We start from the raw sequence: 22,021 nt of genomic DNA on the forward strand, positions 1-22,021 counted from the left end.
GGTTCCTGATTACGCAACCTGAGCGATTTGGCAAGGGTTTCTGTGCTGAAAACTGCCAGTTGGCATGAAAAACGCATTACTCTTGGCAAGCGGGCATCTGCCAGATAGGGTTTGCCGCCTTTAATTTTTCAGCTCTGGAGCAGTCTTCAATGGACGTTTCAAAACTTTCCCCCGGCAAAGATGTGCCGTTTGATATTAACGTCGTGATCGAAATTCCGCAGGGTTCTTCTGTCAAATACGAAATTGACAAAGAAAGCGGCGCCCTTGTGGTAGACCGTTTCCTGTTCACACCCATGGCTTACCCCACGGCTTACGGCTTTATCCCCAACACGCTGGCAGCTGATGGCGACCCGACGGACGCTCTGGTGCTGACCCCGCACAATGTTGTGCCCGGCTGCGTGATTCGCGCCCGCCCGATTGGCGTTCTGAAGATGGAAGACGAATCCGGTCAGGACGAAAAAATCATCTGCGTTCCGCATGACAAAGTGCACCCGCAGTTCACCAAAGTGGAAAGCGTGAGCGATCTGCCGGAAATTACCGTGCAGGCCATTGAACACTTCTTCACCCGCTATAAAGACCTCGAAAAAGGCAAATGGGTGAAAGTGACCGGTTGGGGCACCAAGGAAGAAGCAGGCGAGTTCATTGTAAAAGCTCTGGAAGCTGCAAAAGGCAAATAAGCCGCCTTTGCACTCTGCTTACAAAAAGCTGCGGTGGCTTCTGCCCCGCAGCTTTTTTCTTGCCTCATACCCTGCGTAAAAAGAGTTCTTCCAGAAAACGGCTTATCAAGCACGCCCTTCCCCTCCAATATGACGCACGGATATTGGAGAAAACCAGCATGCCCATCACGGGGTCTTCCCTTCCCTCACGCCAGCCCGTTCTCTTTCTCCCTCATGGTGGTGGCCCCTGCTTTTTTATGGATTGGCCCGATACGTGGGATCGGATGGCGGAATATCTCCGCGGTACGCAAAACACCCTGCCCCGCAAACCCGATGCCATTGTGGTGGTTTCTGGCCATTGGGAAGAAGACATCCCCACCGTTACGGCTGCGCCCAATCCACCGCTCATTTATGATTACTATGGCTTTCCGCCACACACCTATCAGTTGCAATACCCGGCACCGGGTAGCCCTGCGCTGGCCAGCACTGTTTGTAGCCTTTTGCATGAAGTTGGCATGCCATGTGCCACAGACGAAGAACGCGGGTTCGACCACGGCGTTTTCATCCCCTTTATGCTGGCGTTTGAAGACGCCGATATTCCGATTGTGGAGCTATCCCTGCTGAAAAGCATGGATCCCGCAGCCCATATTGCCCTTGGAGCTGCTCTAGAACCTCTGCGTGCCCAGAATGTGCTGATTGTTGGTACGGGCATGACCTACCATAACCTACGCCACTTCATGAACGGCTCTCCTGCTACCAATCAGGCTGCACAAGAATTTGATACATGGTTAGCAAAAGCCGTGACCGCCCCACCAGTTGAACGCAATACACAGCTCATACACTGGGCCTCTGCACCCGGTGCACGTGTCTGCCACCCGCGAGAGGAACATTTACTGCCACTTATGGTGGCAGCAGGTGCTGCCGGGCAGGATGAAGGCGTGCGCACGTATAGCGATATAGTTTTGGGTAAAGCGCTATCTGGATTCCGCTTCGGTTAGAGGCGGAAAAAACTTACCGGAAACTTTCTGTTTGCTCAGGAGCTATGCCTCTAAAAGCTCTCGTTTTTGAAGGAACAGCTTATGAGCACCTCTTTCCCGCGCCCTTTCCTGACATTTGTGGGATTAACCTTTGTTCTCTCCACAGCTCAAGCTGCTCCAGCCTTTTCTGCCGTTGAACAGGGAAACTACGCTGTAGATCCCAACCACACACAAGTGGTGTTTTCTGTGCTCCATCTGGGCTTTACCAATTATGCTGGTTTTTTCTCCAACGCATCGGGCACGCTTGCGCTGGATCCTGCCCAGCCAGCCCAATCCCGCCTGAGCGTTTCCATTCCTGTTGGCAGCATCCTGACACCCAGCACCAAACTGACCGAAGAGCTCAAAACATCTGAGTGGTTTGATGTGGCCCGCTACCCCAAGGCTGAATTTGTTTCCTCCAAAATCACACAAACCGGCACAGACACAGCTGATATTGAGGGACAATTCACGCTACATGGCATTACACAGCCGCTCACCCTGCATGCACGCTTTATAGGTGCTGGGCAAAACCCCATGAACAAAACCTATACTGTGGGCTTTCAGGCTACGGGAGAGCTGAAACGCAGTGCCTATGGCATAAAAACCTATGTGCCTCTGGTGGCAGACAAAGTGGAGCTTTCCATTGCCGGGGCATTTGAAAAGGCAAAATAAGCCATTCCTTTCAAAAGAAATTGCCGCTTTTCTGGGCTTGGCGAGAGAAAAATTTCCTGAAATGAATTTTTTTATGAAAACCCTGTTGCCAAACGCGAAAACATCGCTATAAAGCGCGACATACCAACGCACGAAAGCGCGTTGAAACTGCGGGTGTAGCTCAGTTGGTTAGAGCGCCGGCCTGTCACGCCGGAGGTCGCGGGTTCGAGCCCCGTCACTCGCGCCACTTTATTTCCTTAAAAATTTAATTTCTTTTAGGAACACAAAGTGGTGCGGCCTGCTTTTGTCCGGCTGCCAAGCAGCCGGAAGCAAGGCTTTTCAGCTTCAATCACCTAAAGCGCTGGCACCCTGCAGAATAACTGCAACGGCATGCACTGTGGCAGCAATACGCGCAGCTGTTTGCACGGCAGATGCCCCCAACGCTTCGCGCACAATCTTTTCATGGCTGGTTACGCACAGATCACACCCGTTAATCACGGAAACCGCCAGACACCACAGCTCAAAATCAGCTTTTTCTACGCCGGGCTTGGCAATCACGCTCATGCGCAGCTGTGCAGGCATTTTGGAATATTCACCACCCGCCATGTGCACAAAGCGATAGTAAATATTGTTCATGGCCATAATGGCGTTGGCTGATTTAGCCGCCGTCAGTGCTTCGGGGGAAAGTGTTGAAGCAAACTGCGCCACAATGGCTGATGTCACTTCATCATTCCGGGCTGCCAGTGCAGATGCCACAAATGTGCCCGCAAGCTGCTGCGGTGTCAGCGTAACATCATTGGCCAAGGAGCTGAGATTCAGCCGCAGGTCTTTAGCGTAATCGGGAATACGATCCTTGATTGAATCAATGGACATAGCGTTTTCCAGTTTTCAGGTTATTCGGAAAAATCAGACGCATAGCGTCATTACGGTTTTTGCCGCGTAAGCTGCACCACTGTTTGGCACAGATGGTAACCGCATCAGGGCTACCGCCCTCCCCTTCTGGAAGAAGGCAACGGGTGACAAATGCCACCCGCACCGCCTCATCCGGCCCGTAGGCCAGATGAAATTTTCAGGCTCAGACTTTAATAAAGTCGTCACCCTTCTTCCAGTTACATGGGCACAGTTCGTCGCTCTGCAGACCATCCAGAATACGCAGGATTTCCTGAGGGTTACGACCAACGGACAGATCGTTAACAGACACGTGGCGGATCACGCCATGCGGGTCCACAACAAAGGTCGCGCGCAGGGCAACGCCGGCTTCTTTAGCCAGAACGCCTGTGCCTTCTGTCAGCTCACGCTTGATGTCAGCCAGCATCGGGATCGGCAGATCCTTCAGGTCATCATGATGCAGGCGCCAGTTAAGGTGCACGAACTGGCTGTCGATGGACACACCGTACACAACGGCATCACGATCAGCGAAGTCTTTGGCCAGCTTACCGAAAGCCACGATTTCTGTCGGGCAGACGAACGTGAAGTCCATCGGCCAGAAGAATACGATCTTCCACTTACCGGCATCGCTCTTGTCAGAAATCTGAACGAAATCGCCCTTCAGGCCTTCCGGGCCACCAGGAACGGCGGTCAGATCAAAGCTTGGAAATTTATCGCCAACTGTCAGCATAATCTTGCTCCTTATAGCTTGGCACACGCCATGCAGCACCAACGTGCCACCGGCTGTGGTATCCTGTATGACGCGGCTTTTTCATTTAAGCCAATGAATATTTTATATCAAAATCATTGAAGTATTCGATGAAATGCCGAAGATTTGCCTCTCAGATACATCGCATCAGGAAATCATGCCGTGCTGCCGCTGCCTTCTGCCCAGCAATTACGCTATCTGATCACCCTTTCAGAACTGCGCCATTTCGGGCGGGCCGCTGCCGCTTGTGCCGTAACGCAATCCACCCTTTCCGCCGGAATTATGGCACTGGAACGCCAGCTTGATGCCCCTTTGCTGGACCGCACCGTAGGCAAGAAGGTGGTGTTCACCCCTTTGGGGCACGAAATTGCACTCAAAGCCCGGCAAGCACTGGCTGCGCTGGAAGCCGTGCCACAACTGGCCGCCGCAGCCCGCACACCACTGACAGGGCCATTACGAGTCGGCATTATTCCAACCATCGGGCCGTTTCTAATTCCGCAACTTGTGCGTAACCTGCGAGAGCATTTTCCGCGCCTTTTGCTCTCCATTACGGAAGACACCACCGAACATCTGCTAGAAAAACTCTCACTCGGCCAATTGGACATACTGGTGCTGGCCATGCCCTGCCTGTGTGATGGCACGGAAACACACCCATTATGGCAAGATCCTTTCCGGGTGATTATGCGGCCTGATCACCCATTTTCTGCCTTATCTGCCGTGCCCGCTTCTCAGTTATCCGAACACAGCATGATTATGATGGAAGATGGGCACTGCCTGCGTGATCAAACTTTGGCCATTTGCCGCCAAAGCCCAAGCCGTAGCGGATCTGAAGGAGAAAGCGACTCCACTTTTACCGCCATGTCTCTCCACTCCATGGCAGAAATGGTGGAACTGGGGTTGGGCATTGCCATCATGCCCGAACTGGCCATCCATGCCGGCATTCTGCAGGGGCGCAATCTTATTGCACGGCCTCTCACCAGTGATCTGGCGCGGCGTACCATTGGGCTGGCATGGCGGCCGAGATCTCCCCGCGCGGCAGATTTTCAGACACTTGCCGCAACCTTTGCGGCATTGGCTCCACCTGTATCTACCTCTCGCAAAACAAATAAAGCCGTTAAATTGTAAGAAAATGCGCCCGAAACTGCGAGAAATATTGACTCTAACGCACGCACCCGGTATGTGCCGAGCCAACTTATTTTGTACGTCCATCAGCATCGGCGGAGAAAACGGGCCATGAAAATCAGAAACAGCCTGAAGTCGGCCAAAGTGCGCGATAAAGACTGCCGTGTAGTGCGTCGTCGCGGCCGGGTTTATGTTATCAACAAGAAGAACCCTCGCATGAAAGCTCGTCAGGGCTAATTGCATGCGTCATCCGGCCCTTTTTGGCTGGCTGAACACGCATGTCATGCGTAAAACCCGTTTTTCCGCTTGCCGGAGAAACGGGTTTTTGTTTGTCGGCCTCTGCGCAATACATCTGGGCCTTCCCGCTACTGGATGGGCACAAACCAGTACGCCACCAGCTACCTCCGCTCCCTTACAAGCAAATACGGCAGCACAGCATCCCAACAGCGTTGCTGAGCAGATCAAACAGCTCTCCACGGCCTTGGCTCATGCCAAAACGCCAGAAGAGGCTCATGACCTGCAAGAAAAGCTGGAAGCCCTCCGCTCTGCCAAACTCTCCCCCACCACGCAGCTTCTGGTGCGTCGGGCTGAAAAAGACCTGACAACCGATAAGCCAGATGATGCGGTGGAAGACATAGGCGATGCATTGGCCCTGCAACCCGACCAAGCCATTCTATGGCGCACACGCGCCCAGATGCGCCTTGTGGCTGGAGACCTAAAAGGGGCCATCACCGATATTGGTGAAGCCTTGCAGCGTGATCCACTAGACGTGGAAAGCTGGAGTCTGTTGGCGAGCGTTGAAGAACATCGGAATGATGGCAAAGCCGCCCTGAAGGCATGGCAGAAAGTGCTGGAACTCAGCCCCATGACAGACCGCAACCACAAGCGGCTGGATGCACTGCACATTAAAGCCTACGGGCAACCCACCTGAGCAGGAGGTAGGGCGTTAGGCCTGCTTGTTCTCAATCAGGCTTTTGCGAATTTTGCGGCCCCGCTCAATCCGATCCACAATGTAATCAGAATCTCCCCACCGAATGGCGCGCGCCATGGCTTGCGCATCTTCCATAAACCGGCCCAGCATTTCCAGCAGTGCTTCACGGTTAGAAAGAAAAATATCCCGCCACATAATGGGGTCTGATGCCGCAATGCGCGTAAAATCCCGAAAGCCGGATGCCGCAAAATCCAGCACTTCAGACCGGGTTTCACTCGCCAGATCATCTGCTGTGCCACAAATGGTAAAGGCCAGCAAATGCGGCAAATGGCTTACAATCGCACAAACACGATCATGATGTGCTGGTGTCATTTCCCGCAAGCGGGCACCGCAACGCTCCCACAAGGTACGCACTTTTTCCAGCGCTTCTGTGGTGGTGCAGTCTAACGGCGTAATCAGGCACCAGCGATTCTCAAACAAATCTGCCAGCCCGGCATCTGGGCCAGAAAACTCCGTGCCTGCCATGGGGTGCGTGGGCACATATGGCACATCTGTCCGAAGTGAAGGACTGATGGCTTCAATCACGGAGACCTTGGTCGAACCGACATCCGTTAACACTGCGCCGGGCTTCATGGCCGGAATAACCTGCGCGGCCACTGGCCCCATAGCGCCTACCGGCACGCATAACATCACACAATCTGCCTGTGCGGCTGCGGCTGCGGCATCTGTTGTTACTTCATCCGCAATACCCAGTTCTGCCACACGGGCGCATACATCCGGGCTTTGATCCACCGCTATAAGCCTGCGGGCCAGATTGCCCTCCGCCTGCGCGCGCCGCAGCACGGAAGATCCAATAAGCCCCGGCCCAATAACAACCAGTGTATCAAAAACAGGTACTGTATCCTCAGCCAAGGTGGGTATCCTTCACCACTGAAGAAGATGGAGGATAAGCGGCCTTGTCCTCATCATTTTTATCATTACCGCGCAGGCCGTGCATTTCCATGAACTGCCATGCCAGCAGAACGGGAATGCCGATGATAATCTCACGTCCGCGACGCAGCAGAGAAAGCCCAAGAGACACAGAAGGATCAATGCCAAAAGCATGGCCCAACGCCATGTAGGCCCCTTCCTGCACACCCAAGCTACCGGGCACTAAAAAGCCCAAAGACATGATGGCACAGGTAACACCTTCCACAGCAATGGCATTGGGGAAGGAAAGATGCGCCCCCAGAAAACGCGCCGTCAGCCACAGCATGGCCGCACTGCCCAGCCACCCCACAAAATGGTACAGCGCAGAGCGGCAAATATGCCACGGGCGGCTCCATGCGGCTTCCATCTGCTCTTGCAGATCATCCGCGCCTTGTGTGAGGTTTTCATGCCATTGAGAAGCAAGGCTGCGGGTAAATGTGCCACCAAATTTGCGGAACAGATTACCGCCATGCCGCTGGGTCCAGATAAACCCGGCCGTACCCGCAATCAGAAACACCGCGCCACACACCACGGGCACAACAAACGGGCTGGAACGCTGATGCGCCACCAGAAAAGCAACGGCCAGCAGCACAAAAGCCACCTGCCCCATCACTTCCGTGGTGATATCTACCAGATTGGCGCAAGCCGCCTCTGGCAACGCGACTTCCCGCTTATCGCCTTTATAAAACCCATGCGGTGAACACGTGGCCCGAATCCCGATAACAATGCCACCAAGCTGAGAAAAAGGCAGACATGTAGCCGCCGCATCGCGCACCATACGGGCGGACAGCAGCCGGAAATAGCCCAGTTCGGGAAAAGCTGCATGCCAGGCCAGCCCCAGAACGCCATCTACCAGCAACTGGCAGCATACCATTACAAGAAAGCCGCCCAGACCTATACGCATAACAGCATGCAAAACGGAATCGAAACCGCTCCATGCCATTGCTGCCGTAACGGCCACAAGCCCGAGAAAAGTAAGAAAAACCGTAAGCTTCTTCAAGGCCCCAGCTCTGTCTGTCCAGCACACCCAAGGCCCTTTGCCATGTGGTAAAAAGCAACCGGCGCATCAGTGTGTGTGTGTGATTGGTCCGTCCCCTTACACCACCACGGGGTCTGGCGCCACCTCGGACAGCAGGATAAAGAAACAGACCTGCCGTTCGGGATTAACGTCCTTACCACTTTTATTTACGTATCGTACCTCTGGGGGAGCGTATATTCTCATGACTGCCCATACCCTCGTAACCGGCGCAACAGGCTTTGTTGGTTCCGCCGTAGCCCGCACTTTGCTGGAACGGGGGCATTCCCTGCGGCTAATGGTGCGCGATGGCAGCGACAGACGCAATATTGCGGACATTCCTGCCGATTTGGTGGACGGTGACCTTTCGCGCCCCGAAACCTTTGCCCGTGCGGTAGAAGGCTGCCGCTACGTGTTTCATGTTGCGGCTGATTACCGCCTGTGGGTGCCAGACCCCGCCCCCATGATGACGGCAAACGTAGAGGGCACGCGCCAGCTTATGCTTGCCGCACAAGCGGCTGGTGTTGAAAAAATTGTGTATTGCTCCTCTGTCGCGGCATTGGGCCTGATTGGTGACGGCTCCATTGCCGATGAAAACACGCCTGTGCAGGAACATGCCGTTATTGGCATTTACAAGCGCTCCAAATACCGGGCCGAGCAGGAAGTGCTGCAACTGGTGCGCGATCAGGGGTTGCCGGCTGTTATCGTTAACCCCTCCACCCCCGTTGGCCCACGAGACATCAAACCCACCCCCACCGGGCAGATGATTCTGGATTGCGCCGCTGGCCGCATGCCGGCCTATGTGGATACAGGCGTGAACATTGTGCATGTAGATGATGTTGCAGAAGGCCATGCACTGGCGCTGGAACGCGGCACAATTGGCGAAAAATACATTCTGGGCGGAGAAAACTACCTGCTGGGCGATCTGTTCGCCATGGTTTCAGAAATTGCCCACGTGCCGCCGCCAAAAATCAAACTACCGCAGGAAGTGATCTGGCCTGTAGCTATTGTGTCTGAATGGCTTTCTCGCTCCTTTGGCATCAATCCGCGCGTTACGCGTGAGATGCTGGCCATGTCCCGCAAAAAAATGTTCTTCTCATCTGATAAAGCCAAGCGTGAACTGGGGTATAACCCACGCCCTGCGCGCAAGGCGGTAGAAGATGCCATTACCTGGTTCCGCAATAATGGCATGCTGAAATAGGAGAGCTGCGGTGATACTGGCTCTGGCTATTTTATGCGCCATTATCTGGATCGGGCTGATATTTTTTCATGGAAAGTTTTGGCAGGCTGGCCCCATTCTGCGCCCCGCAGAAGCAGGCCGAACGCATATGGACATTGCGCCGGATGTTACGGTGGTTGTGCCTGCCCGAGATGAAGCTGACTCCATCCAACCAGCCCTTTCCTCACTGCTGGCGCAGGATTACGTGGGCCGTCTTTCCGTTATTTTAGTAAATGATCGCAGCACGGATAATACCGGGGGATTGGCACGTGCATTGCCAGCCCCCCATAACCGGCTGACAGTTATAGATGGGGCAGATCCTTCTGCCGGGTGGAGCGGCAAACTATGGGCCGTTGCCCAAGGTGTGGCAGAAGCCGAACGCCAATGCGCAGATGGCAGCGGCTACATGCTGTTTACAGATGCAGACATCCTTCATGCGCCTGCACATGTTTCCACCTTGGTAGCCAAGGCACAAACAGACCGCCTGCACATGGTTTCCGAAATGGTGGAACTTCAGTGCGAAAGCCTTGCCGAGCGCGCTCTGGTGCCAGCCTTTGTCTTCTTTTTTGCCCTGCTTTACCCCTTTGCCAAGGTAAATAACCCCAAGGACAAAACTGCCGGTGCAGCCGGTGGCACCATTTTGCTGCGCCGCGATATGCTCCGCCAGATTGGTGGCATTGAAGCCCTGCGTGGCGCCCTGATAGATGACTGCACATTGGCAAGCTGCGTTAAACAGGCGGGCGGCCATTTATATCTAGGCCATTCCTGTCTGGCCAAATCTGTGCGCCCCTATCCAACCGCTAGTGATATCTGGCGTATGATTGCGCGCACGGCCTATGTGCAGTTACGCTTTTCCCCTACGCTATTGGTGCTGACAGTATTGGCCATGATTGTAGTGTGGCTTGCCCCTGCGGCACTTGCTTTTCTGGCACATGGACCTGCACAATGGGTGGGAGCAGCCACACTTGTGGTTTCTCTTTGCGCCTTTATCCCTACACTTCGGCGCTTTCGCCTTTCGCCCTTATGGGCATTGGCACTGCCGTTTATCGCACTGTTTTATACAGCCGCCACTATCGGGTCTGCCCTTAACCATCGCCGGGGCAAAGGTGTGGTCTGGAAAGACCGTGCTTACACCGAAGCCATCCCCAATGATGGGCGTACGCTGGAACAAAAAAGCCGGCGTGCCTGAAATATATCTGAAGTTCCCCTCTGGGCAGGGCCGCAGTTAAGGGATAGGCATTCCCGGCAGCCTCATGTAAATCACGGGGCTGCCCTTATCGCGCAATCATATTGAGCCAGGCATGACCAACACAACCAGCGTATGGGGAACAGCAGACGTTTCATCCGGGAAGGGAGCTTCCGATGAAAACTTTCCCGTCGGCTCCCTGCTCATCAGCAAAAGGCTGCGCCCGCATGTGCATGCCTATTATGACTATGCGCGCGTTATTGATGACATTGCAGACAGCGAAGCTCTTGCCCCCGATGACAAGATTACACGCCTGAATGCCATGGAAGAGGTTCTGCTGGGCAAGCGCGAACCTATCAACCGGCCCGATGCCCAGAGTGCGGCCACACTGCGCCGGTCTTTGCTGCAAACACATGTGCCGTTTGAAACAGCAACCGATCTGCTGATTGCCTTCCGTGACGATTCGCGCGGGCATGTCTATCAGACATGGGATGATCTGCTGCAATACTGCCGGTATTCCGCCAACCCTGTGGGCCGTTATCTGATAGGCCTGCATGAAGAATCTTCCGCAGCCTTTGTCCCTTCCGATGCACTTTGCACATCATTGCAAATTCTGAACCACCTTCAGGATTGCGCGGGAGACCTCAAACGCCTGAAACGCTGCTATATTCCGGCAGACATGATGCAACGCTGCGGCACATCGCAAGATGATCTGCTGGCGGGCAGCACCTCTCCTGCCATGCGGCGTGTTTTCAACACCATGCTAGATGGCGTGGATGCCCTGAACCAGCAGGCATCCGCCTTAGCGGCCCATATCCGTGACCGCAGGTTCCGTATGGAATGTGCCGCTATTGTAGAGCTGGCACACTGCCTGACCCGCCGCCTACGGCGTGAAGACCCCTTGGCAGGACGTGTGGCCTTGCGCCGAGCAGACGGCATGCATGCAGCCATTGCGGCCCTGCGGGCATGGGCATGACCTTCCCGAATGGCAGAACTTCTGTAAAAAGAGCCTGACCAAATAACTTTGACAATCGAACAACAAGTGAGAAGCGCGTGACAACCCCAGACATCCAGATGCATGACGAGCCGACCCCCCTTGGGTGTGATCCTGCTGATCTTGCCTGGGTGGAAAGCACGGTCAAACAGGCAGGAACATCCTTTGCCGCTGGCATGCGCATCCTGCCGCCCATGCGCCGTTACGGCATGTATGCCATTTACGCTTTCTGCCGTGTGGTGGACGATATTGCCGACGGGCTCGCCCCATTGGCAGAACGCACGCAGGCGTTGGAAGAGTGGCATAAAAAGATTGCCCACCTGTATCAGGACAGGCTTGAAACCCCACATGAACCGCTAGAACGCGTTCTGCTGGCCGCCATTCCGTTCTTTGCCCTGCAACAAGCGGATTTTGATGCCATCATTGATGGTATGCTGATGGATACATCTAGCCCGATTGTGGCGCCGGATGAAAAAACGCTGGACCTTTACTGTGACCGCGTTGCCGCAGCTGTTGGCCGTTTGTCTGTGCGTATTTTTGGTGAATGTTCCGATGAAGGCAATAAAGTTGCCTATCATCTGGGCCGCGCCCTGCAACTGACCAATATCCTGCGTGATTTGCCAGAAGATGCCGCCCGTGGCCGCCTGTATCTGCCATCCGATCTGCTTGACCGGTTTAATGTGCCGCATGATCCGGTAAAGGCGCTTACCTCCCCCGGCCTGCAGGAAGTTACCAAAATTATCGCAGCCCGCGCGCAGGACCACTTCACCACGGCATTTGCCACCATGAAGCTCTGCCGCCCACGCACCATGTTGCCAGCCCGCATTATGGGCGCCAGCTATGAAACGGTGCTGAAAAACCTGCGCAAACGTGGCTGGGGGCCTGATGTGCTACGTCAGCTGCCAGAAAGCTCCACCGTGGGTAAGGTTTACGCGCTCGCCTGCTCTTATCTTCCCTGATCGCACGACAAGGAAACGGTGATGACAGGCACTTTGCATATTATTGGCGCGGGCATGGCCGGTTTGGCTGCTGCGGTAGAAGCTGCTGGCTCCGGCCCACGTATTATCGTGCACGAAGCTGGCCGCGCCTGTGGTGGGCGTGCACGCTCTTATATGGACCGTCAGCTTGGTTGCCGGATTGATAATGGCAACCACCTGCTGCTTTCTGCCAACAAAACCGTTTTCCGTTACCTGGGGCTTACTGGTGCGCTGGATACCTTAACGGGCCCCCACGCACCGCTCTTCCCCTTTGTTGATCTGGCCGAAGATGCCCGCTGGACATTAAACCTCTCCCGCGGGCGTATGCCGTGGTGGGTGTTCCAGCCGCATCGGCGTGTGCCGGATATGCGCCTGCCAGATTTGCGCAGCCTTTACCGGCTGATGAATGCACATGAAAACGAAACCGTTGCAGATTGCCTGCTACCCGGTGCCCTGGCCCGGCGGCTTTTAGAACCGTTTGCTATTTCGGCCCTCAATACACTTACAGATACCGGAAGTGCCGCATTGCTGGGCGCTGTTATCCGTGAATCCCTTTCCTTGGGTGGGGCAGCCTGTATTCCGTGGTTTGCCAAGGATGGTCTTTCCGAAACCTTGGTAGATCCGGCCCTCAAGCACCTGCAGGATATGAATGTAGAAGTGCGCACCCAAAGCCGTATTACCGGCGTGGAAGAAGCGCGCGGCCGCATTACAACCCTGCATACCCCCGAAGAAGACATTATCTTGGAGCCTGATGATTCCATCATCATGGCTGTGCCCGCCCCTGTGGCGCACACGCTGTTGGCCAACAAGATTGCTGGCATAACTGCCCCAACGGAATTTGAAAGTATTCTGAACCTGCATTTCCGGCTGGATGAGCGCCCCATTCCACAAGGCTCTTTTGCGCAATGTGGATTTATGGGCGTTATTGGTGGGGTAACGGAATGGGTTTTCCTGCGTGAAAATATTCTGTCCGTTACCGTAAGTGCCGCCAACCGCTATGCAGACCAGAATCAGGATAATCTGGCCCGCACCATCTGGCAGGAAGTTTGCCGCGCTTGTGATGCCGTGCTGGAGCAACCCCTCCCGGCCGCACCGGCAGCCCAACGCGTTGTGTGGGAAAAACGCGCAACCTTTGCCGCCACGCCAGAACAAAACCGCCTGCGCTGCGGCCCAGCCACACCTTTGGTAAATCTGGCTCTGGCCGGAGACTGGACAAACACCGGCCTGCCCGCAACCCTTGAAGGGGCCATGCGGTCTGGCGTGCAGGCTGTTCATACTCTGGGCATCAAACACCCACGGTAAACTATCCCTTAAAACGCACTGCGCTCTAAACAGCTTTACGCTTGCAAGCAGAAAGGATTTTCTGACATGGCCGCCGATGGGAGTGCTCTTTCCGAATCACGCCTTTCTTCAGAGGCTCTGGATCGTGCGGTCCTTAGTGCGCATACGGCGCTCAGTCAGGCCCAGCAAGATGATGGGCATTGGGTTTATGAACTGGAAGCCGATGCCACCATTCCTGCTGAATATATCCTGCTCGAACATTTCATGGACAGGATTGACGATGCGCTGGAGCAGAAAATTGCCATCTACCTGCGCCGCATCCAAAGCGAAGAACACGGCGGCTGGCCCCTTTACCACAATGGCAAGTTTGACCTTTCGGCCACTGTAAAAGCCTATTTCGCGCTCAAAGCTGTGGGAGATGATATTAACGCCCCCCATATGCAAAGGGCGCGAGAAGCCATTCTGGATCATGGCGGCGCAGAACGCTCAAACGTGTTCACACGCTCCCAGCTTGCTCTGTTTGGGGAAGTGCCGTGGCGCGCAACCCCGGTTATGCCGGTGGAATTGATGCTTCTGCCTGCCAAAGCATTCTTTTCCGTATGGAATATGTCTTACTGGTCCCGCACGGTTATTGCCCCGCTTCTGGTGCTGGCAGCTCTGCGCCCTGTGGCTGCAAACCCGCGCCAGGTCCATGTGCGGGAGTTGTTTGTAACGCCACCAGAAAAAGTGCAGGACTGGATCCGCGGCCCTTATCGCTCTGCATGGGGATATGTTTTTAAAGGGCTGGATAGCGTTTTGCGGCCAGTTGTGCCGTTTATTCCCGAAAAAACACATAAAAAGGCTATTCAAGCCGCCCTTGATTTTATCGAGCCTCGCCTGAATGGCAAAGATGGATTGGGGGCCATTTACCCCGCCATGGCCAACGTGGTGATGATGTATCGGGCCATGGGCGTGCCAGATGAAGACCCACGTGCAAAAACAGCATGGGAAGCCGTGCAGGCCCTTATTGTTGAAAAAGACGATGAAGCTTACTGCCAGCCCTGTGTTTCCCCCATTTGGGATACCGGGCTTTCTGGCCATGCTATGATTGAGGCGGCTTCCGGCCCCAATGGAATTGCACCAGAAAAAACCCTTAGTAAGCTGAAAACAGCCTGTGCATGGCTTCGTAGCAAGCAGATCCTGAACGTGAAGGGAGATTGGGCTGTTCGTAACCCTAATCTGGCTCCCGGCGGATGGGCTTTTCAATACGGAAACGACTATTACCCGGATGTGGATGATACAGCCGTAGTGGGCATGTTGCTGCACCGTGAAGGCGACCCTGCAAATGCTGAATCCATTGAGCGCGCGCGCACATGGATTGTGGGTATGCAAAGCACAGATGGTGGCTGGGGCGCTTTTGATATCGACAACAACAAAGATGTGCTCAACCACATTCCCTTTGCCGATCATGGCGCCTTGCTGGACCCACCGACAGCAGATGTCACTGCGCGCTGCATTTCCTTTTTAGCCCAGTTGCGCAACCCGGAAGATGAGCCCGTTATCCAGCGCGGGCTGGAGTATCTGCGCAAAGAGCAGGAAAAAGATGGCTCCTGGTTTGGACGATGGGGCACAAACTATATTTACGGCACATGGTCTGCCCTGTGCGCCCTAAATGCTGCTGGCGTTTCTCACGATGACCCAGCCGTGGTGAAAGCCGTGGAATGGTTACGTTCCGTTCAGCGTGCTGATGGTGGCTGGGGTGAAGGGTGTGAATCTTATGAAGGCGGCCCACACGGTACATATGGTGAAAGCCTGCCCTCACAAACCGCATGGGCTGTTCTGGGCCTTATGGCTGCAGGACGTCGGGATGATCCTGCCGTAGCGCGCGGGATCTCATGGTTGGCAGACCAGCAGGATGCTAACGGAGAATGGCACGAAGACCCCTATAATGCTGTTGGCTTCCCCAAAGTGTTTTACCTGCGTTACCACGGCTACAAGCAGTTCTTCCCACTGATGGCGTTAGCCCGATACCGCAACCTTGAAAACAGCAATAGCCGACGCGTTTCCTTTGGGTTCTAAATCAATGACATCATCAGCTTCTGCGCAGCCTTCCCCATCTCGCCCCGGTATCTTGGTGGGGTTAAAAGCGGAAGCACGCCTTATACGTTCTATTTTCCCTCATGCTGCCATTGCAGCCAGTGGCGCCACACATGCCGGAGCAAAGCGGGAGGCTGCCAGATTAGTGGCCAGTGGGGCTGATTGCCTGCTTTCCTTTGGTTTGGCTGCCGGGCTCAACCCCGCATTATCTGCTGGCACCATTGTTATCCCCGAGAAAGTCTCTTGCTGGGGTGCAGATGCCGTGTGCGATGCCACCTTGCGCCATATTTTAGGCGGAGATCAGACCGGTGTGCAGGGCGGTACGTTGCTGCATAGTGATACTGTTGTGATGGATGCAGCCCATAAGGCAGAGCTTTTTGCGCAATCTCACTGCCCTGCATTGGATATGGAAAGTGGTTTTCTTGCCAAAGCAGCAGAAGAAGCTGGTCTACCTTTTGCGGTACTGCGGGTTGTGTGCGATCCAGCAGACCGTTCCCTGCCCCCTATTGCAGGATCGGTTCTTTCCCCTGAAGGGGGGCTGCAAATCGGCAAGTTGATATGTGATGTCTTACGCCACCCTACACAGATTGGTGGGCTTATTCACCTTGGGCAGGACGCCGCTCTGGCACGTAAGGCCATGATCTCGTTTCTAACAGCGCAGGCACAAACGCCAGCTTTCAAACGGCTTGCTGGCAGCTCATTCGCTTAGCGCCCATCCATATCGGATACAATTTCATCTGCGTCCTCATCATCTGAGGACGCTTCAAAACTTTCCCAGACATTCTGTGCTACCGGGCGATTGAGAAACACAAACCCAGCCGCTACCATGATAGCGCCTGAAACAGGGAACACCCATCGCAAAGCCAGCATGGCCCAGCTATCTTGCGGGTGGCTATATGCTACCGCCAGCCAGCCGGTAACGCACATCAGCGTAAAACCACCGCCCACTAACAAAGCAATGAGCAGAACGCGCCTGACGTAAGGTGACGCCAGGGCGTTTTTCTGATCGGGATTACTGTTTGAAGGCGCGGGCAAGGAAGTTCTGCGTTTCAAGTGATACGGGCAACGTGGTGTTGGTAAGGGCAACGCCTTTCCACCCGGCACCCAGAGCCGTGTACAAGTTTACCGCATCACGCAGACGCTCCAGCTTGGCAAGCGCCTCCATGTTCTGCGCGTTCAAGGTTGTGCGTTCCGTTGTCAGCACTTCCAAAAATCCTACCAGACCAGCACCATAGAGTTTACGCGCGCGCTCACTGGCAGTTGCACTATCTTCTGCGGCTTTATGCAGTTGTTCGGCATATTCAATGTCATCATGCCATGCAGCCATGGCATCTTCCACTTCCTTAAAGCCCTGCAGCACTGTCTGGCGATATGTCAGACGCGCGGCTTCTGCCGCAGCCTGTGCTGCACGAACTTCCGCTGTCATCTTGCCGCCGTGCATCAATGGCATACTGGCCATCAGCAGGAACTGCCAGCTCATCGCGTTTGCCTGAAACGCCTGATACATGGCGGATGCATTGGGGTTAAAGGTGAGCGGCACCACAAAGTGTGGGTACAGGTTGGCAACAGCTACGCCAATCTGAGCCGTGGCTACAGCGTATTGCCGCTCTGCCATACGGATATCCGGGCGGTTAGCGATAACAATGGATGGCAGTGTGGCAGGAAATTCCGGCACAATTGGCAGAGGCCGCGGTATCTTCAGCTCCTCTTCCAGTTCACCCGGCATTTTGCCCAACAACACCGCAATGGCGTGTGTTACTTGGGAAACACGCGTTTTGAGCGGCTCACGCGCAGCAATCTGCGCATCCATTTCTGCCTGTGCCTGTGCAATCTGCAGGGTGTTACCCACACCTTCCAGATACAGCTTGTTGGTTAGGTCCAGCGCATCCTTGGCAACACGAATGTTATCTGTAGCAATCTTGATCTGCAGCTGTGTCACGCGCAGCAACATATAGTCGGACGCAAGCTCGGACAAAAGCCCCATCAGCAGTGCACGGCGGCCTTCAATATTGGCTTCTACCTGATGTTCATGCGCTTCCACATCACGGCGGATACGCCCGAACATATCCAGCTCCCACGATGCCATCACACCATAGGTGAGCATGGAGGCTTCTGGCCGGTTCTGAGGGTTGCCGGGGCGGATTGGCCAGTTATCGATGTTGATGGAATAGCGCACATCACCACCGCCCATATTGGCATCCATTTGCGGATACCACTGCGCGGCAGACCGATCACGAATAGCCCGCTCTGCCAAAATACGCTGCCCGGCAATTTGTAGGTCATAGTTGCCTTTAATGGCATCCTCAACCAAGCGGGTCAGAATGGGGTCTTTGAACAAAGACCACCACTCTGTCATTTCCTTATTGGTGCGTTCAATTTCTTCAGGTGTAGCCGGATGCTCTTCCTCCGTCTCCTTGAACGCGGCCGGAACCTTCATGCGGTCTGGCTGATAATTTGGCCCTACGGTACAGGCTGACAACAACATGGATGTTGCCAGAAACAGCCCAAGGCGACGACGACCCTTCATGTTCTGTCTCATATCCTGCGCTTACAGATGATCTTGCAGCCAGGTCGTCAACTTTCCGCGGCGGCCTCTGGGTTCAGGGCCTACGCTGACAGTTGCCGTCATGCCTGCCGCCAGCGTGACACTATCGGGCACATGGTCAATGTGAATACGCACAGGAATACGCTGCGCCAGACGCACCCAGGTAAAGATCGGGTTCACATCCTGCAGCCCAAGTTTATCTGGTGTGCCGTTGGTATCATTAATACCGCGCGCAATGCTGACAACGTGGCCTGTAAGAATAGGCTTGTAGCCCATCAGCTTAACGCGGGCTTCATCACCCACGTGCACGCCCCACATCTTTGTTTCTTCGAAATACCCGTAAACCCAGTAGGAGTCGGAATCGATAACGGCCATACGGGCCTGCCCGGCAGACGCGTAATCACCCACTCGCAAGTTCAGGTTAGTGATGTAGCCATTTACCGGAGAATACAGAACCGAACGCTGCAAGTTCAGTTTAGCCACATCCAAGGCAGCGCGTGCGGCATCAACAGATGCAATCTGCGTTGCCACATTAGAGTTAAAGACTTCCTGTTCTTCGGCCGACACAATGCCACCCAAGCCCATACGGCGGCGGGCATCGTTGCGTTTCAGCTTCAAATCTTCCAAGGCACCGTCAAGCCGGGCCTGTGCCTCGCGGATAGCAAGACGGAAACGTACCGGATCGAGCACAAACAGGGGGTCACCCTTATGCACGAACTGGTTATCCACGATGGGAATCTGCACCACGGTGCCGGAAACTTCAGGTGCCACGTCCACAACGTACACACGCACACGGCCATCTCGGGTCCAGGGTGCAATCATATACACGTTCCACAGGGTAATCCCCAGAACGATGGCCAGTGAGACGACCGCAAGGGTCAGAACAACTCGTATCAGGGTGCGCAGAAGGGGCATTGCGGAGACTCAAAAGCCTTTTCGGGTCAGACGTAGAGGATCAGCAGGCAAAGGATACTGACGTATAACGATACTTCAAACAACGCGATATGCCAGAACCAGCCCAGAAGGCCGCTCCACCACAACACGAAGCGAACAAACATTGTAATCGGCAGCGCCGCTAGGGCGTACACGACAATAGGTGCAATAAAAACACCAAAAATATTGAATTCAGCTAGCATGGCACTGTTCTGGAAACTGGCATTACCGCACGCCTCTTTTATCACCACCAACGGTATCCCGGTGGTTTTGGGCGGCTTGCTCAACCCGGTCAAGAACGCCGCAGCATTCTTCCAACTCCTGGCTGGAAACATCTTCCGTCAGGCGGGCTGTCACTTCATCAGCCACGCGGCTGACAAGAGCAGCAACACTGCGCCCTTCTTCCGTAATGCTGACCAATTTGGAGCGGCGATCTTCTTCATCCGTTTCACGCACCACGTAGCCGCGCTTTTCCAACACATCCAAAAGCCGCACAAGTGAAGGGGCTTCCAAAGAGAGGGAGCGGGCCAGATCTGTCTGGCGCATAGGTGTTTTGGAGAAGTTTAGATAATAAATGGGCCGCCATGTGGCATCTGTCAGGCCAAAGGCCCGCAGATCGGCATCAATCTCCCGCCGCCACACAGCAGCAAGACGCGCCAGCCGATATCCAAAGAAACGGCGGGGCTCATTGGCCATAACGGGATGATGATTCGGTTCCATTCCCTACCCACACTAGTGAGCGTGCAAACAATTTGCACACTCACGAAAGACAGCGCCATCATTTACAGAAAAAATCCTGCGCGCCAATGCAAATTTGGAATGGAACCTATGGTTTCGTCCAGAGTGGACGATTTCAGTCCTTTTTCCGCCGCACAACGTCCCACACTTTGCGGGATCCGCCGCGGCCCATGGCTGTTGCAACGGTTGCCGTTACAGCTGCCATGGTCATGGAGTCGCGCATCATGGTGATGTTGCGGTCACGGGCGATGCGGGCTTCCACTTCCTGAACTGTCAGGTAAGAGCGGCGGCCAAACAGTACACAAACCAGAGCTACAAAGAGATCCAGACCGAATACCGTAAAGGCCGCGCCTACTGGGCCAAAATGCCCCACAAAAACCAGAAGCACCCAAAGGAGCCCATGCCCTGTAATCAAGGCAAATAGTCCAAATACTGCCGCCATTGCCAACAATACGGCCTGCTTGCCGTATCGTATGGCCATCTGTTGCATCAGGTTGGACTGAGCATTCAGGGCGGATTTACCAAGATCAAAGATACGCATGGGCTCCGAGGCTACCTTTGTTCAGATGACGCACAAGCGTCAGCGTGACAGACGCCCAAGGATAAAGCCCACCACGCCGGAAATGGCAATGGACAACCAGGAAGACTGACCACGATTACGCTTAGCAAGATCGCTTTGTGCATGATCGGCCAGTTCGCGCGCATTGGCAACCGCCTGCTCTTTCAGCGTACCGGCTTTATCCCCTGCGCGGCCCAGTGCGGGCACCAGATGCTGGGTCACAAGACGTTCAAGATGTGCTTTTACGGCTTCCAATTCGTCCCGTGCCGTGTCGGCTGCGGCTTCGCCTGCTGCTTTTACTTCTTTGATTTTATCTGAAGACATGAAAGAAACCTCCGTTTACCTGCCTGAAATATAGTGCACTTTACTTCTAACCCACGGAAAGGGACATAGTTGCATGCATACCACGCATGGCTCATCCACAGCACTGGCGGTTCACAATCTAGCGTTCTTTCACGACGCACAACCCCTCACGCTTTCTCTACCGGCGGGAAGCTGCACAGCCATACTGGGAATCGGGCAGGACAATGAGGATCTGACCTATCTGGCAGAAACATTGGCCGGCAGACGCCCCTGCACGGTTGAGCAGATAGAAATTAATGGCACACCATATAACTTAGGCACATCAGGCCATAAAAAACTGGCAACAATAGGCCCGCATGCGCCCTTGTTTCCGCATATTTCCGTTTTGGACAATATTCTCCTGCCCCTCCGCGCCAATGGCACACTCCATAAAACTGAGGTCTCACACCGCGGGGCTGAAATACTGGCCCTAACCGGATTGGAAGCCCTGCGCGCCCAACCGGCACGCACACTCAATGCAGAACAGATCTTTCGGACACAGCTCGCCCGTGCCCTGATTACACAGCCTGAGGTTATGGTTCTGAACCAGCCTTTCGAAAAAATGGATCAGCCAACCATCCGGCGTGCAATCACGTTTCTGGACCGGTTACGCCATGCCATAGGATTGAGCATTCTACTGCTTTCACGACAGAAGCAGGATTGCATGATGGCGGCAGACCAGATTGGCATTATGCAAAATGGCACCCTGTTACAAATAGGAGATGTTGCCACCCTTCTAAACCGCCCAGCTTGCCTGAGCGTGGCGGAACAGTTTGGCGATGCCAATGTTATCAGCGGCAAGGTACTTCTTATAGAAGATGACATTGCCGAACTACGCCTACCATCAGGCGAGACAGTAGAGGCTGTGGCCGATTACAATCTGGAAGAAAATGACCTTGCCAGCATCTGTATCCTGCCAGACCGTCTTTCTGTTTTATTTCCGCGCTCTGGCGGGTTTGAAATAGAAGACAAAACTGATATTGCCTGCACTCTTGTTTCGGCCCACCACATTGGCCACGCCATTGCCATGCGCTTTCGCACTTTGGATGGAACAGAAATTATAGCCCACCGGCCACTGGTACATTTGCCGCGTGAGCTACGCCCAGGCAACAAAGCCATCTTGGCCTGGCAACCACAGAACGCTATCGCCTTTCCGATGGATGCAAAATAAGGCT

General features: G+C 54.5%; 25 protein-coding genes and 1 tRNA gene. 15 read left to right on the top strand and 11 right to left on the bottom strand.

Translation table 11 applies throughout. The annotated features are described in order from the left end of the window. Nucleotides 1-149: 149 nt before the first annotated feature. The 4 genes from ppa to ABNV41_RS12905 all read left to right on the top strand — a co-directional run bounded on the left by ppa (nucleotide 150) and on the right by ABNV41_RS12905 (nucleotide 2,570). Nucleotides 150-677, top strand: a complete 528-nt coding sequence (ppa, locus tag ABNV41_RS12890; RefSeq protein WP_003625653.1) for an inorganic diphosphatase — start codon at nucleotides 150-152, stop codon at nucleotides 675-677. 158 nt (nucleotides 678-835) lie between these two features. After that, nucleotides 836-1,654 (top strand): class III extradiol ring-cleavage dioxygenase, encoded by an 819-nt coding sequence (locus ABNV41_RS12895; RefSeq protein WP_050819059.1) that lies wholly within the window; start codon nucleotides 836-838, stop codon nucleotides 1,652-1,654. A gap of 81 nt (nucleotides 1,655-1,735) precedes the next feature. After that, a complete protein-coding gene (locus ABNV41_RS12900) occupies nucleotides 1,736-2,344 on the top strand; it encodes a YceI family protein (RefSeq protein ID WP_349934784.1) in 609 nt (202 codons plus the stop codon). A gap of 149 nt (nucleotides 2,345-2,493) precedes the next feature. Continuing rightward, nucleotides 2,494-2,570, top strand: a tRNA-Asp gene (locus ABNV41_RS12905). A gap of 98 nt (nucleotides 2,571-2,668) precedes the next feature. Here the strand turns inward: ABNV41_RS12905 and ABNV41_RS12910 are convergent. Beyond that, nucleotides 2,669-3,196 carry a carboxymuconolactone decarboxylase family protein gene (locus tag ABNV41_RS12910; protein ID WP_050819057.1) on the bottom strand — a complete coding sequence of 176 codons (528 nt, stop codon included), beginning with the start codon at nucleotides 3,194-3,196 and terminating at the stop codon, nucleotides 2,669-2,671. Between the two features lie 202 nt (nucleotides 3,197-3,398). Further along, nucleotides 3,399-3,941 carry a peroxiredoxin gene (locus tag ABNV41_RS12915; protein ID WP_012812366.1) on the bottom strand — a complete coding sequence of 181 codons (543 nt, stop codon included), beginning with the start codon at nucleotides 3,939-3,941 and terminating at the stop codon, nucleotides 3,399-3,401. Nucleotides 3,942-4,121: 180 nt separating this feature from the next. Between ABNV41_RS12915 and ABNV41_RS12920 the strand changes: the two genes are divergently transcribed. From ABNV41_RS12920 to ABNV41_RS12930, 3 genes are all read left to right on the top strand, one after another. Continuing rightward, entirely contained in the window at nucleotides 4,122-5,084 is a 963-nt protein-coding gene (locus ABNV41_RS12920; RefSeq protein WP_050819056.1) for a hydrogen peroxide-inducible genes activator, read from the top strand. A 108-nt stretch (nucleotides 5,085-5,192) separates the two neighbouring features. After that, on the top strand, nucleotides 5,193-5,318 hold the full coding sequence (gene ykgO / locus ABNV41_RS12925; protein WP_003625637.1) for a type B 50S ribosomal protein L36: 126 nt from the start codon (nucleotides 5,193-5,195) through the stop codon (nucleotides 5,316-5,318). Between the two features lie 4 nt (nucleotides 5,319-5,322). Next, on the top strand, nucleotides 5,323-6,012 hold the full coding sequence (locus tag ABNV41_RS12930) for a tetratricopeptide repeat protein (protein ID WP_349934785.1): 690 nt from the start codon (nucleotides 5,323-5,325) through the stop codon (nucleotides 6,010-6,012). A gap of 15 nt (nucleotides 6,013-6,027) precedes the next feature. Here ABNV41_RS12930 and ABNV41_RS12935 read toward each other — a convergent pair whose 3' ends face one another. Together ABNV41_RS12935 and ABNV41_RS12940 are read right to left on the bottom strand one after the other, a co-directional pair. Further along, nucleotides 6,028-6,924 (bottom strand): prephenate/arogenate dehydrogenase family protein, encoded by an 897-nt coding sequence (locus tag ABNV41_RS12935; protein ID WP_050819054.1) that lies wholly within the window; start codon nucleotides 6,922-6,924, stop codon nucleotides 6,028-6,030. Further along, nucleotides 6,917-8,008, bottom strand: a complete 1,092-nt coding sequence (locus tag ABNV41_RS12940) for a lysylphosphatidylglycerol synthase domain-containing protein (protein WP_050819053.1) — start codon at nucleotides 8,006-8,008, stop codon at nucleotides 6,917-6,919. The genes ABNV41_RS12935 and ABNV41_RS12940 overlap by 8 nt, the downstream gene beginning before the upstream one ends. A 193-nt stretch (nucleotides 8,009-8,201) precedes the next feature. Here ABNV41_RS12940 and hpnA point away from each other — a divergent pair, with 193 nt between their 5' ends. The 7 genes from hpnA (at nucleotide 8,202) to ABNV41_RS12975 (ending at nucleotide 16,438) form a co-directional block, all read left to right on the top strand. Beyond that, a complete protein-coding gene (gene hpnA / locus ABNV41_RS12945; protein ID WP_050819052.1) occupies nucleotides 8,202-9,197 on the top strand; it encodes a hopanoid-associated sugar epimerase in 996 nt (331 codons plus the stop codon). A gap of 10 nt (nucleotides 9,198-9,207) precedes the next feature. Continuing rightward, on the top strand, nucleotides 9,208-10,404 hold the full coding sequence (locus ABNV41_RS12950) for a glycosyltransferase (protein ID WP_349934786.1): 1,197 nt from the start codon (nucleotides 9,208-9,210) through the stop codon (nucleotides 10,402-10,404). A 112-nt stretch (nucleotides 10,405-10,516) separates the two neighbouring features. Further along, nucleotides 10,517-11,377, top strand: a complete 861-nt coding sequence (gene hpnC / locus ABNV41_RS12955) for a squalene synthase HpnC (protein WP_050819050.1) — start codon at nucleotides 10,517-10,519, stop codon at nucleotides 11,375-11,377. A 98-nt stretch (nucleotides 11,378-11,475) separates the two neighbouring features. Continuing rightward, entirely contained in the window at nucleotides 11,476-12,354 is an 879-nt protein-coding gene (hpnD, locus tag ABNV41_RS12960; protein ID WP_050819049.1) for a presqualene diphosphate synthase HpnD, read from the top strand. 21 nt (nucleotides 12,355-12,375) lie between these two features. After that, nucleotides 12,376-13,674 carry a hydroxysqualene dehydroxylase HpnE gene (gene hpnE, locus ABNV41_RS12965; RefSeq protein ID WP_050819048.1) on the top strand — a complete coding sequence of 433 codons (1,299 nt, stop codon included), beginning with the start codon at nucleotides 12,376-12,378 and terminating at the stop codon, nucleotides 13,672-13,674. A 66-nt stretch (nucleotides 13,675-13,740) separates the two neighbouring features. Further along, nucleotides 13,741-15,711, top strand: a complete 1,971-nt coding sequence (shc, locus tag ABNV41_RS12970) for a squalene--hopene cyclase (RefSeq protein ID WP_050819047.1) — start codon at nucleotides 13,741-13,743, stop codon at nucleotides 15,709-15,711. Nucleotides 15,712-15,715: 4 nt separating this feature from the next. Further along, complete coding sequence (locus ABNV41_RS12975; protein ID WP_349934787.1) at nucleotides 15,716-16,438, top strand: hypothetical protein; 723 nt, start codon at nucleotides 15,716-15,718, stop codon at nucleotides 16,436-16,438. On the opposite strand, the gene ABNV41_RS12980 is transcribed toward ABNV41_RS12975, so the two are convergent. The 7 genes from ABNV41_RS12980 to ABNV41_RS13010 form a co-directional block, all read right to left on the bottom strand. Then, the gene (locus ABNV41_RS12980; RefSeq protein WP_230844609.1) at nucleotides 16,435-16,764 is read right to left on the bottom strand and encodes a hypothetical protein; all 330 of its coding nucleotides are present in this window, start codon (nucleotides 16,762-16,764) and stop codon (nucleotides 16,435-16,437) included. The genes ABNV41_RS12975 and ABNV41_RS12980 overlap by 4 nt on opposite strands. Further along, nucleotides 16,742-18,268 (bottom strand): efflux transporter outer membrane subunit, encoded by a 1,527-nt coding sequence (locus ABNV41_RS12985; RefSeq protein ID WP_050819045.1) that lies wholly within the window; start codon nucleotides 18,266-18,268, stop codon nucleotides 16,742-16,744. The genes ABNV41_RS12980 and ABNV41_RS12985 overlap by 23 nt, the downstream gene beginning before the upstream one ends. A gap of 9 nt (nucleotides 18,269-18,277) precedes the next feature. Continuing rightward, a complete protein-coding gene (locus tag ABNV41_RS12990) occupies nucleotides 18,278-19,189 on the bottom strand; it encodes an HlyD family secretion protein (protein WP_003625609.1) in 912 nt (303 codons plus the stop codon). A gap of 26 nt (nucleotides 19,190-19,215) precedes the next feature. Beyond that, nucleotides 19,216-19,410, bottom strand: coding sequence for a DUF1656 domain-containing protein (locus ABNV41_RS12995; protein WP_019088863.1), 195 nt, complete (start codon nucleotides 19,408-19,410; stop codon nucleotides 19,216-19,218). Between the two features lie 22 nt (nucleotides 19,411-19,432). Continuing rightward, nucleotides 19,433-19,927, bottom strand: a complete 495-nt coding sequence (locus ABNV41_RS13000; protein WP_050819044.1) for a MarR family winged helix-turn-helix transcriptional regulator — start codon at nucleotides 19,925-19,927, stop codon at nucleotides 19,433-19,435. A 133-nt stretch (nucleotides 19,928-20,060) separates the two neighbouring features. Further along, nucleotides 20,061-20,486: a phage holin family protein gene (locus ABNV41_RS13005; RefSeq protein WP_003629184.1), complete on the bottom strand. Its 426-nt coding sequence runs from the start codon at nucleotides 20,484-20,486 to the stop codon at nucleotides 20,061-20,063. A 39-nt stretch (nucleotides 20,487-20,525) separates the two neighbouring features. Continuing rightward, the gene (locus tag ABNV41_RS13010; protein ID WP_003625602.1) at nucleotides 20,526-20,828 is read right to left on the bottom strand and encodes a hypothetical protein; all 303 of its coding nucleotides are present in this window, start codon (nucleotides 20,826-20,828) and stop codon (nucleotides 20,526-20,528) included. A gap of 73 nt (nucleotides 20,829-20,901) precedes the next feature. On the opposite strand from ABNV41_RS13010, the gene ABNV41_RS13015 reads away from it, so the two are divergent. Next, nucleotides 20,902-22,017, top strand: a complete 1,116-nt coding sequence (locus ABNV41_RS13015; protein WP_050819043.1) for an ATP-binding cassette domain-containing protein — start codon at nucleotides 20,902-20,904, stop codon at nucleotides 22,015-22,017. Nucleotides 22,018-22,021: the final 4 nt, after the last annotated feature.

The sequence above is a fragment of the Acetobacter sp. A11-2 genome (genome assembly GCF_040208445.1).
Taxonomy (GTDB): domain Bacteria; phylum Pseudomonadota; class Alphaproteobacteria; order Acetobacterales; family Acetobacteraceae; genus Acetobacter; species Acetobacter oryzoeni.